12 protein-coding genes are annotated in these 11,706 nt (G+C 44.9%); 7 read left to right on the top strand and 5 right to left on the bottom strand.

The window, feature by feature from the left end:
* The first annotated feature begins 145 nt into the window (after positions 1-145).
* A complete protein-coding gene (adh, locus tag ACQ4XT_RS06825; RefSeq protein ID WP_446853015.1) occupies positions 146-1,666 on the top strand; it encodes an aldehyde dehydrogenase in 1,521 nt (506 codons plus the stop codon).
* Positions 1,667-1,715: 49 nt separating this feature from the next.
* Complete coding sequence (locus tag ACQ4XT_RS06820; protein WP_446853014.1) at positions 1,716-2,084, top strand: DUF779 domain-containing protein; 369 nt, start codon at positions 1,716-1,718, stop codon at positions 2,082-2,084.
* Between the two features lie 102 nt (positions 2,085-2,186).
* Here ACQ4XT_RS06820 and ACQ4XT_RS06815 read toward each other — a convergent pair whose 3' ends face one another.
* Positions 2,187-2,921: a GNAT family N-acetyltransferase gene (locus ACQ4XT_RS06815; protein WP_446853013.1), complete on the bottom strand. Its 735-nt coding sequence runs from the start codon at positions 2,919-2,921 to the stop codon at positions 2,187-2,189.
* Between the two features lie 101 nt (positions 2,922-3,022).
* On the opposite strand from ACQ4XT_RS06815, the gene ACQ4XT_RS06810 reads away from it, so the two are divergent.
* Complete coding sequence (locus tag ACQ4XT_RS06810) at positions 3,023-4,030, top strand: NADP-dependent oxidoreductase (RefSeq protein WP_446853012.1); 1,008 nt, start codon at positions 3,023-3,025, stop codon at positions 4,028-4,030.
* Positions 4,031-4,091: 61 nt separating this feature from the next.
* Here the strand turns inward: ACQ4XT_RS06810 and ACQ4XT_RS06805 are convergent, their stop codons facing one another.
* Positions 4,092-4,916 (bottom strand): STAS domain-containing protein, encoded by an 825-nt coding sequence (locus ACQ4XT_RS06805; RefSeq protein WP_446853011.1) that lies wholly within the window; start codon positions 4,914-4,916, stop codon positions 4,092-4,094.
* 111 nt (positions 4,917-5,027) lie between these two features.
* Here ACQ4XT_RS06805 and ACQ4XT_RS06800 point away from each other — a divergent pair, with 111 nt between their 5' ends.
* Complete coding sequence (locus tag ACQ4XT_RS06800) at positions 5,028-5,189, top strand: hypothetical protein (RefSeq protein WP_167506204.1); 162 nt, start codon at positions 5,028-5,030, stop codon at positions 5,187-5,189.
* 768 nt (positions 5,190-5,957) lie between these two features.
* On the opposite strand, the gene ACQ4XT_RS06795 is transcribed toward ACQ4XT_RS06800, so the two are convergent.
* Genes ACQ4XT_RS06795 through ACQ4XT_RS06785 form a run of 3 tightly spaced genes read right to left on the bottom strand, consistent with a single transcriptional unit; the run spans position 5,958 to position 8,698 of the window.
* Positions 5,958-6,329, bottom strand: a complete 372-nt coding sequence (locus ACQ4XT_RS06795; protein ID WP_446853010.1) for a thiol-disulfide oxidoreductase DCC family protein — start codon at positions 6,327-6,329, stop codon at positions 5,958-5,960.
* A gap of 21 nt (positions 6,330-6,350) precedes the next feature.
* Positions 6,351-8,096 (bottom strand): aminodeoxychorismate synthase component I, encoded by a 1,746-nt coding sequence (pabB, locus tag ACQ4XT_RS06790; RefSeq protein ID WP_446853009.1) that lies wholly within the window; start codon positions 8,094-8,096, stop codon positions 6,351-6,353.
* On the bottom strand, positions 8,093-8,698 hold the full coding sequence (locus tag ACQ4XT_RS06785; RefSeq protein ID WP_446853008.1) for an anthranilate synthase component II: 606 nt from the start codon (positions 8,696-8,698) through the stop codon (positions 8,093-8,095). Before ACQ4XT_RS06785 ends, pabB begins: the two co-directional genes overlap by 4 nt.
* A gap of 179 nt (positions 8,699-8,877) precedes the next feature.
* On the opposite strand from ACQ4XT_RS06785, the gene ACQ4XT_RS06780 reads away from it, so the two are divergent.
* The 3 genes from ACQ4XT_RS06780 to ACQ4XT_RS06770 all read left to right on the top strand — a co-directional run bounded on the left by ACQ4XT_RS06780 (position 8,878) and on the right by ACQ4XT_RS06770 (position 11,615).
* Positions 8,878-10,233 carry a sensor histidine kinase gene (locus tag ACQ4XT_RS06780; RefSeq protein WP_446853007.1) on the top strand — a complete coding sequence of 452 codons (1,356 nt, stop codon included), beginning with the start codon at positions 8,878-8,880 and terminating at the stop codon, positions 10,231-10,233.
* On the top strand, positions 10,211-10,831 hold the full coding sequence (locus ACQ4XT_RS06775; RefSeq protein WP_446853006.1) for a response regulator: 621 nt from the start codon (positions 10,211-10,213) through the stop codon (positions 10,829-10,831). The genes ACQ4XT_RS06780 and ACQ4XT_RS06775 overlap by 23 nt, the downstream gene beginning before the upstream one ends.
* Positions 10,832-10,892: 61 nt before the next feature.
* Entirely contained in the window at positions 10,893-11,615 is a 723-nt protein-coding gene (locus ACQ4XT_RS06770; protein WP_446853005.1) for a Bax inhibitor-1/YccA family protein, read from the top strand.
* Positions 11,616-11,706: the final 91 nt, after the last annotated feature.

The raw sequence follows: 11,706 nt of genomic DNA, 5'->3' as shown, positions 1-11,706 counted from the left end.
TCCTTTGTTCGTACCAGAAATTCTCACACATTTATCTGTAAATTGACAATATTCTGTACAAGTGATAATTTTAAAAGTAAGCGCGCCTACTTACATAATATTTTTTGTAAGCGGTTGCAAAGTAAATCACTAGGAGGATGTTTTTATGGTATATGCTTTTCCTAATACAGAAGGATCAAAAGTTCAGTTCAAGCAACGCTATGACAACTTCATTGGCGGAGAATGGACAGCTCCTGTCAAAGGACAATATTTCGATAATGTCACCCCTGTAACAGGACAAACTTTTTGTCAGGTCGCTCGTTCGACGGAGGAAGATATTGAGCTCGCCCTTGATGCTGCCCACAAAGCGAAGGATGGCTGGGGACAGACGTCCGTGGCGGATCGTTCTTTGGTCCTCAACCGCATTGCAGACCGCATGGAGGAAAACCTCGAGAATTTGGCCATTGCGGAAACGTGGGAGAACGGGAAAGCTGTCCGTGAAACTCTGAATGCTGACCTTCCGCTTGCCGTTGATCACTTCCGTTATTTCGCTTCGGTCATTCGTTCCCAAGAAGGATCGATCGGCGAAATCGATAACGATACGATTGCTTATCATTTCAATGAGCCTCTAGGAGTCGTCGGTCAAATCATTCCATGGAACTTCCCACTTTTGATGGCGACATGGAAAATAGCTCCCGCTCTCGCTGCCGGAAATGCGATTGTCCTGAAACCTGCAGAACAGACACCGGCATCGATCATGTATTTGCTGGAATTAATTGAAGACTTGCTGCCTGCAGGGGTATTGAATGTCGTCAACGGTTTCGGTTTAGAAGCTGGAAAGCCGTTAGCCCAGAGCCCTCGCATCAGTAAAATCGCTTTTACAGGAGAAACGACAACCGGACGAATGATCATGCAATATGCCTCTCAAAACATCATTCCTGTTACTTTAGAGCTTGGTGGAAAATCACCGAACATCATTTTTGAGGATGTCATGCGTGAAGATGACGATTTCCTGGATAAAACCATTGAAGGGATGGTCATGTTTGCTTTGAATCAAGGTGAAGTATGTACATGTCCTTCTCGTGCCCTCATCCAGGAGTCCATCTATGACGAATTTATGGAACGTGCCATCAAACGCGTCAAAGAAATTAAGACTGGGAACCCACTTGACCCTGAAGTAATGATGGGTGCTCAGGCTTCCTCCGAACAACTAGAGAAAATCTTGTCTTACCTCGAGGTCGGTAAGGAAGAAGGGGCCGAGTGCCTGACTGGTGGAGCTCGTAATCAAATGGAAGGCGACTTCAAAGACGGGTACTACGTACAGCCGACAGTATTCAAAGGCGATAACAGTATGAGAATTTTCCAGGAAGAAATCTTCGGTCCAGTCCTATCTGTGACGACGTTCAAAGATAAAGAAGAAGCCATGAAGATCGCTAATGACACGCTTTACGGCTTGGGTGCCGGTGTGTGGACACGTGATATGAATACAGCTTACCGTTTCGGCCGTGGAATTGAAGCGGGACGCGTTTGGACCAACTGTTACCACGCCTACCCTGCTCATGCAGCTTTCGGCGGATACAAAATGTCCGGGGTTGGCCGGGAGAACCATAAGATGATGCTCAGCCATTATCAACAAACGAAGAATATGCTCGTCAGCTACAGCCCACAGAAACTTGGATTCTTTTAAGATGAGAACCTAACTCCTTGATCTCCGGCATATGAAAGGAGCTGAAAAGATGGTGGAACGCGTAAAAGCGACGGACGATGCTCTTGAACTGATTGAAATGCTGAAAGAAAAACACGGCCCTCTTCTTTTCCATCAATCGGGCGGTTGCTGTGACGGCAGCTCTCCGATGTGTTACGAAGAAGGCGATCTTATGATCGGCAGTCAAGATGTGTTACTTGGAAAGATCGGTGAAACTCCTTTTTACATCAACAAAAAGCAGTATGATTATTGGAAGCATACCCAACTGATCATTGATGTTGTCGAGGGGCGCGGAGGGATGTTTTCCCTGGAAGGAGTCGAAGGAAAAAGATTCCTTACACGCTCGCGCGCCTTTACGGATGAGGAGTACAAAGAACTGAAAGAAAGCATAGAGTCGTAAGGAAAAACGTCCAGGTGATTCCTGGACGTTTTCTTATTCCCAACCAAAATCCTTATCTACTCTAAATTTCTAATCCTCAATGAATGAAGCCGGAGTGTTCACTCACTCGGAGTATTTGTACACGCCAACCCTTTCCGTTACAGTACACCCGCATCTCTCGAAAACTTTCAACATCGGGCTGTTATGGACACTTGTCGCACCAATACTATAGGAAGCTTTGAAATGATTTCTAAGTAGGTTCAATCCCTCTTTATACAAAGCAGCCGCTTTGTTCTTCCCTCGCTCTTCCGGAACCAAGCCAAAGTAGAAAATTCTCCCTTCTCCCTTTGTACCTGGTTCGATGTGCGGCATGACCACTCCAATAGGGGTGCCATTTTCATAAGCAGTCAAACAGGTATCCACATAACCCGGCCCCAGTTCTTTCTTCACGCTTTTCATTTGTTCCTCCATGTTCAAGGACTGGGGAGCGTTCAAAGACCCTTCCATTGATCTGCGCCACGTCTCTTTAAAAGAGACCTCCTCTTCCTTTCTTAGCGATAGGAATTCAAAACATTGTGCTTCTTCAATGCCCTTACCTACTTCACCCAAGTCACATCGAAAAAAATAAACCTCATCATGTTGCTTGAATCCAAGACCTTTTATGTAACCTGTAGTCTCTTCTTTGAAGGTGGAGGGAACAAGGATTGTCAGGTTTTTCACTCCATCAAACGTTGGATCTTTTAAAATTTTGAGAGCCAATAGTTGCAGTTCTTCATCTGTAAGATCCCGTGTATCTTCAATGGTTACGAAGTTTTCCCCTTCGACGAATTTCACTTTTTTATAAAGTCTATCCTTCACACTACCGCCTCCTTTTGTCTATCGTACCTTACATCTTCAAACATATCATTTCCCTATAAAGGATACGACCCGTTATGATACAAACAAGGAGAGTGATAAAAATGAACAAAGAAATTCAATTAGTCAAACGTCCAGAAGCCGCTCCTACACATGAACATATTAAAATGGCAGAAACTGAGCGCCCTGTTCCATCTCAAGGGGAAGTACTCGTCAAACTGCTTTATGTCTCCGTGGATCCTTACATGAGAGGCCGTATGAGCGCCGCTAAATCGTATATTGCTCCCTTCCAACTGAACGAACCTATGGAAGGTGGCGTCGTCGGGGAAATTGTGGAATCGAAAGCGGATGCTCTCCAGGAAGGTGATATTGTCACAGGGATGCTTCCGTGGAAAGAGTATGCAGCTGCTCCAGCAGACACGCTCAGAAAAGTAGATCCAAGTCTTGGACCCGTCACTACATCTCTCGGAATTCTTGGTATGCCTGGATTAACTGCATATTTCGGACTGATGGATATCGGACAGCCAAAAGAAGGCGAAACATTAGTAGTATCAGGAGCTGCCGGAGCAGTAGGCTCTGCTGTTGTCCAAATCGGTAAAATATCAGGCTGCCATGTGGTCGGTATTGCCGGTTCAGATGAAAAACTAGCGTACTTAAAAAATGAACTCGGCGTTGATGAAGTCATCAACTACAAATCAGAAAGTGTGCCTCAGCGTCTAGAAGAAGCTTGTCCAAATGGCGTAGATGTTTATTTTGATAATGTAGGTGGCGATATTTCAGATGCGGTCTACCCATTATTAAACAAATTCGCACGCATCGCCCAGTGCGGAGCCATCGCATCCTACAATGTTCCGAACGATCAAGGACCACGGATGCAGATGCACTTGATTAAATCCAGTGCACTCATTAAAGGGTTCACAGTCGGTGATTATCAGGATCGATTCAAAGAAGGGTTCTCCCACTTAGCTCAATGGCTTCAGGAAGGCCGTTTGAAATATGAAGAAACGATCACAGAAGGGTTTGAAAATATCCCAGATGCGTTCTTCGGGTTATTTGAAGGAGCGAACCTTGGTAAACAACTTGTCAAAGTTGCAGAACCCACTCAAAAATAATGGTCGATAAAAAATCAAAAGGACTGAGAAATGTGATTTCTCAGTCCTTTTCTGTACCTTATTATGAATCACCATGATGTATGTAAATGCCGATCTCTTCCAGAGCCTGATGCAAACCTGCCTTCGTATGGACTTGAGTAAAATCCACACCCATATCTACAAGAGATTTGGCTGTTTCCGGTCTTAATCCTGTGAGAGTCGCATGAACACCAACAAGTTCAAGAGCATGAACGACTTGATAAATGTAGTTGGCAATTACCGTGTCAATCACCGGAACACCGGATACATCAATAAAAAGATAATCCAATTCAAATTCCGAACTCTTATTTAAGGAGGTTTCCATGATCGACTGGGCACGATTGGTATCCACTTCTCCAATCAACGGCAGCACAGCTACTCCCTTTGTAATCGGTACAACGGGCACAGACAGTTCAGCCATCCGCATTTCTTTTCTTTCCCACTCCATACGAATGTTTCGGGAGTACGTTTGACTAAAGTGTTTCGTAATTTCATCTAATACTTCATTAATAGTTTTGCAGACGTGTACCACCGTGGAAGAAGAAAATTCATCGTTGGATAACTCTTCAGAAAATATCCCCCAAATAGCTCGACGAACAAAGTTCATCGTTCTAAGAGATTGATCCAGCTCGACTTCCGCCTCTACCTTCTGCTCTCCTTCGCGATCTGCCCACATTTCAATGTGCTGCATAGAAGAAGCTCCATCACCGATGATCACTTCACCGATATAAGAGAATAGTTCTTCCCAATTTGCTGTTCGAATGGTAGCTGCCCCGAACTCTTCTGTTTTCAACTCTCGCACCCGATTAGCCAATTGGTCCGAGCATTTCTCAATTTTTTCACCGATATATGTAATTTCTTCTCTCATCTTGGATACCCCTCAGCTCATATTATTATCCAATAATAATGTAACACAGAACACTAGATAAAACGAACGTCCTCCGGTATGATAAAGGAAGTTTACGCATAGGAGGACATTATGAATAAAGTATCTTTGGTATTGTTCCTTATTTTATGTTTATTGTTTCTTTCTCATGGTCTTTATCAAGGCATCTCGAACGGCCAGTGGACATCCCTAACCTTCGCCATCATCGTCATCGCTCTCGGTTCATACAGCATGCTAAGAAAAAAACACAAATAACCCTTCCCCACAATAGCTCCCAGTTGTTGAAGACTCAGTTTCGAGACGTTAGTGTGAGTTTAGGGGCTACGGGAAACCGTTCGCTTTCCATGGGGCGGGCGGTGAGCCTCCTCAGGCTACGCCTTCCGGGGTCTCACCTGTCCCACACGTCCCATAGGAGTCTCACCGTTTCCCTCCGCCCCTTTATCAAATAAGTGTCTCGAAACCACTTCAGTTTTTCATACTTTAGGGAGCCACAGGAGTATATACTTTTCAAGCAAACATTCTGATTGTGAAAGCTCGATATACAGATCTTTTTAACTAGAAAGCATTGATTTTGGAAGTTGTTGTACCTTGTATGTGGGTTCCACTTCACACAACCATCCAAGCTGATTTCCCAGAAAGGGTTTCGAGAATCTGCCTTGGCAAAGGGGCGAAGGGGAATGGCCAGACTCCTAACTTAAGTGTGCAGGCGCCTTGATCAGCGGCGTATGGACTGGATTGAGCTGGCGGAGATAAAGGAAACACGAAGAACGGAGTGATTCGATGTTGACTTACCGTACAGAAGCGAGGGAAGTCTCACTAGCCGCTAGGCGCCGGAACCGGATATCGAAGAGGAAAAGAGTGCTAGGTGAGACCCCGCAAGGCGTCAGCCTGAGGAGGCTCATCGCGCTCCCGCGGAAAGCGAGCTGTTCCCCGTAGCCCTTATCCACTCAATAAAAGTCTCGAAACTGAGTCTTCCACAATCCTGCCATTTACCATAATAAAAACCCTCGTTGATGAGGGTTTTTATGCGTATCTGGGAAGGTCGTAGCGGCCGAACCATTGGTGTCTGTGATCAGAAAACCAGCGATATAATGGAGACCCAATCCGGTCGAATCCCGGGAAAGAGAGAAGAATGCCGATTACAGCGAATAGAGGCAGAGAAAGCAATAGTTTCCGAATGGTTTCAAAACCTTGTTTCACTTCTCCCTCTTTTGTAAGCATATGAATCTCATCCAACGTATTCCTGCCTTCCAAATAAGGGTACTTCCCCGTCCCTTCTGTCTCCTGGACAGCTACCCATTTTATTTGATGAAGCCAATCGAACGTTCGGAACGTTTTCTTCACATAAAAACAAAACGGACACTGTGCGTCATAAAAAACGATATGTTTTTTCATTAACCGAAACACTCCTTTGGATTATTGAGCGTTCTCCTGTAGTTTAACCTTCACCCAGCCTCTAACTGCGTTTATCATCCAAACTTCATCGAACATGTGGATATCCTTTTTATAGAGAACCTTTTCTCTCAGTTTTCCACATCTTAATAAGTCTTTCCTATAAGTTCCTGCCAGTAATCCACAACTAACAGGCGGGGTATAGTATTGACCGTCGATGTTTACGACCAGATTAGCTATTGTAAATTCCGTTAACTCACCCCTACGATTCCATAGCAACGTCGCTTCCGCTTCGTCGGATTGATGACGTTGATAGACTTCCCGGTGAGTGGTTTTATGAAACAGAAAAGGATCCTCTTCGTTTACAGGATCTTCAGATAAGGTGCCGGTCACACAAAAGGCGGGTGGCGTTAAACCATGAACTTCTATTTCAGCTTTCCCTTCTTCATCAACAAGCATGCGAGTTTTATAGAGACCACTTGGATAAGCGGTGACTGCTTGAGAGCATTTATTCTCTAAATCACTTCTTTTAATGGGATAAGCGAAATACGAAGCCGTTGCCATGATCCGATCCAGGTGATCGTCGAGTAAATCAATCACGCCATTTTCCAACTTCATTGTCTCCAAAAGTTGAAATCTTGGCCGATCTTCTGTGAGGAGGCGCGCCTTTGTCTTCAATTCCTCATACTCCCCCTCTGAAGTTGAGTCCCAAGTAATACCTCCACCCGTACCATAAACAGCTCTTTCTTGCTTCTGATCAATCATAACTGTACGAATAGGGACATTGAAAACAGCCTCTTTCTCAGGCGTCATATAACCGATGGCGCCGCAATACACCTCGCGTGGCGAGTCTTCTAATCTTTGAATGTATTCCATAGTCCTCACTTTTGGAGCTCCAGTAATCGAGCCGCACGGAAACAAAGCCTGAAATAATTCGTACATCGTGTAATTTTCAGATAAGCGGCCTACCACCGTTGAAGTCATCTGATGGACTGTCGGATAGGTTTCCACTTCGAACAGGTTGGGGACATGAACACTCCCGGGCACAGCGATTCTACCTAGATCGTTTCTCAACAAATCAACAATCATAAGGTTCTCGGATCGCTCCTTGTCTGATGCCTGAAGCTGCCCCCGCTTAGATTCATCCTCTTTGCCATCCCTTCCTCTTGATGCCGTTCCTTTCATCGGCTTTGTTTTTAATTGGTTTCCATCGACTCGGAAAAACAACTCCGGAGAAGCAGACAGGATCTGCTTTTCCCCCATGTTTAGGTAGGCACTATAGGAAGACTGCTGATTTCTCACAAGTTTTCTATAAAACGTATAATCATCCCCAGAGAAAGAGGCTTCCATTCTGGTTGTAAAGTTCACCTGATACGTATCGCCCCGTTCAATCCCCGCTTTTACTTCTTCTATTCCTTTTTGATAGGAAGCATAATCCCCACGCAAATCCCAGTCAGATACTTGAAACAGGCCGGAACCTGCATCCTCCCAATCTGTTTCAAATCGATCGAACACTCCGAACCACACAAGCGGCCATTCCGGATGAGGATGAACGCGAAGGGCCTGATCAAAAGCAGGGGCAGCTTCGTAGGATACATAACCAGCTACATAATAACCTTCGTCGAGCCGTTCCTCCACTCGCTCGAAGACTGACTTAACCTCGCTCACATCATCGGTTGTGAGGACCTCTACCGGTCGATGAAACACTTTAGGGTCCCGATTCCCCTGGGCATTTGAGAATTCAAACTGCAAAAAAGGTGAGGTTGTCATACACCGACCTCCTCTCTTCTACTTGCTTTGTAGCGAACAGCCCGGTCATAAAAGTTTTGAAGCAGATCATACCCGTATTCTGTCAATATCGATTCTGGATGGAATTGGATACCTTCCATCATCTTGTCCCGGTGGCGCACCCCCATAATGACACCATCTTCAGAAAGGGCCGTAACTTCGAGTATTTCCGGCAATGAAGGTAAATCTGCCTGAAGAGAGTGGTAACGGGTGACTCGGAAAGATCCCGGGAGCTTGTGAAACATGGTCCGGCCATCATTCGTAATTGTCGTTACTTTCCCATGCATCGGTTGATTTCCTTTGAGGACGATTCCACCAAAATGTTCAACCATCAGTTGGTGGCCGAGGCAAATGCCTAATAAGGGAATCTCTCCACCAAAATGATGCAGAACTTCCTGGCAAATCCCTGATTCTTCCGGCCTCCCAGGTCCAGGGGAAAGGACAATAAGATTCGGTTCGAGCGAACGGATCTCTTCGATCTGCCATTCGTCGTTTCTTTTTACGATTACTTCTGAATCCATCTGTTTAAAATATTGGGCCAAGTTATATGTGAATGAATCATAGTTATCAATGATTATGATCATAGTTGCGGACACCTTTCATCCTTGAATATATGTCTATTATACTATCGCCTGCCAGGTTTTCCATAGAAGATAAGAATGGAAAAACATCACTTTGTAGTGCTTCAAAGGAAAAAAGAATCGAAAATATCAGTCTCATATATTAGAATATATAGAAAGATCTCGTCGTTAGGGTGACTGCCATGATATCGGAATTGCTAAAGTCGAAGAGTATATGGATTAAAATCGTTCTCATCTTGATCGGGATGACGATGCCGCTCTGGCTGAGCGTTGAGAGGTCGGGTCTAGCCGCTGTCATCGAGAGACTCCAAGCCGCTCCATCAGGGGCCACATTAATGATGGCTGCATTCGGACTCGTTATGTTAAACACGGTACGAGCCCTCCCCCATTACATTGGGGCCCTCCTTCTCGGAGATGAGCTCGGAGTGAAGTTGAACCGGCCATGGTTGAAGGTTGCCGTCCCTGTAGTGATCATCCCGTTGGTTTACGCCATGATTAACGGGTACAATTCAATCAACTATCATTTCGGCGGCCCTGCCATTTTCCTTTTATTATCGATCGCCGTTCTTCATTTTTTAGGAAATGGTCAATTACGCCCTGTATTTAAAGCTTTCATTCTCGCCCAATTGCTATTCGGTTTCCAATGGCTGGATACGGTACTTTTCCTAAGCGCTTTCGGATTTGGCGGCGGGGAAATATCCATGGAAGTGAAAAGAATGGCTGCGGAGTTAGGGTTCGGAAGTACGTTAAGTTTTTACAGCCTCGTCTTTTTTGCGGTATTCATCGTAAATGCAACCTTCCTTGCCGTGTACTTAACTGTTGCAGAACAAAAAGCAAAAATGAGACAGGACTTGGATATCGCCAGGATCGACATGGTAGAGTCACGTTCTGGTAGAGAAGCCCTCCATCTCGTTCATGACTTAAAAACTCCCTTATCCCTGATGGAGGGACTGAACAGCCTCATACAAATGAAAACAAAGGATGAAGAAATCCTTCAATATACCAACAAAATTTCCTCTTCCATTCAAGCGACCAGTGATATGGTTTCTGAAATCTTGTATCACGAGAAGAAAAATTGGTGCACATTGAAAACATTCATCGAATATGTACGCGCGAACAAACTTTCAGATTCAGCCACCATCTATGCGTTCGATTTGGCCGCCGATGAAAATATTGAAATCTATATTAATAAAATCAGAATGACACGAGCGCTTGTCAATTTAATTGATAATGCCAGTGATGCCGTCGAAGGAAAAAAAGACGCTAAAGTGACCATCGCTACTAAAGTAGAACAATCAGGCATACGGATTGGTGTAAAAGACAACGGACATGGCATCAGCCAATCCAATATCAACAAAATTTGGAACGCAGGATACAGTACGAAATCCCATCCTGGTGTAGGATTGACATTCGTTAAAAATGTCGTCCAAGAACACGGGGCGGAGCTATCCATTGAAAGCGAACAAGGGATAGGAACGACATTCTGGATCCATTTACCGAAGGAGAGAGTACGAGATGAAAATACTGATCATGGATAATGACGAATCCTTACGTTACATGCTGACAGAGTTTTGTAAACATGGCGGGTGGGATTCAGACACAGCAGTGAACGGACGCGAAGGTGTCGATATGTTTTTAAAAGGAACGTATGACGTCATTCTTGTCGATTATCATATGCCGGAAATGGATGGCCTTCAAACCGTCAGGGAAATCCGAAAACACAATACTGTCGTCCCTATTCTCGTGCTGACGGTAGATGAACGGCAGGAAGTAGCTGATCGTTTCCTCGAAGAAGGCGCTACCGACTTTGCTTTAAAACCAGTAAAAGCTCCTGACCTCATTTCCAGAATCAAGCTTCATGCACAAATTGCTAATATGAAAAACAAGCAGGAAGATGATGATGATGTATTCACCGCCAAAGGAATCAGCAAAGGAACTTTAAGTTCCATTTCAAACTATTTGCAGGAAAATCGCGAGGCCTATCCTGTGGACGTCATCTCCAAGGACATCGGTCTTGCCTACCCTACCGTATACCGGTACCTCATGCATTTGCTTGAGGAAGGCAAAGTCAGGCAGGTGGTCAGCCATCAGAAAATCGGACGACCGAAAAAGCTTTACAAGTGGTATGCCCATTAAGTGTCTCTTGTGTCCAGGAAGGGTACACCACTTAGGAGATGCATAAAGAAGGAGTGGTAAGATGAGATCGGGAAACCCCGTTTTAAAAGACGATACATTTCAGCGTTCTGCTACATCAGGAAAGACGATGACCCTGGGCGGTACGACAGCAAAAATAGCCCTCCTGTTTATATTTTTGGTAGGTACAGCAGCGTACACATGGTACCAGTACTCACTTGGAGTCGATGTAACACTCATGATGATCATCGGTGCCATCGGTGGGCTGATTTTCGCTTTGATTACGGCCTTCTTCCCTAAAGCTGCGCCTGTCACCGCCCCTATATACGCAGCCCTTGAAGGCTTTTTCATCGGCGGCATTTCCGCCTTTGCTGAGAGAGCTTATTCCGGAATTGTCATTCAAGCAGTCAGCTTAACACTCGCCGTGATGGGAGCTTTGTTGATTCTTTATGCAACAAGAGTCATAAAGGTCACCAGAAACTTCCGGCTGATGGTCGTTTCCGCCACGTTAGGTATTTTTCTCGTTTATCTAGTCAATTTCATCTTGAACTTTTTCGGTATGACCGTCCCCTATCTTCATTCCAGCGGCCCTATTGGAATTGGAATCAGCCTCTTCATTGTGGCCATCGCTGCTTTGAATCTCGTACTTGATTTTGATTTCATTGAAAAAGGCGTCAACCGGGGTGCACCCAAGCACATGGAATGGTACGGAGCTTTCGGCTTAATCGTAACCCTTGTCTGGTTATACATCGAAATTCTCCGCCTTCTTCAAAAACTTAGACGCTGAACGATCACAAAAAGAGGGACCTCCTATTTAGGCGGTCCCTCTTTTTTCTTTATTCAAACCCCTGTATCTCGACGACTCACTTTTATGATGA

The organism is Halobacillus sp. 12SKB (genome assembly GCF_052941655.1).
This window is presented reverse-complemented; position numbering and strand designations above follow the sequence as displayed.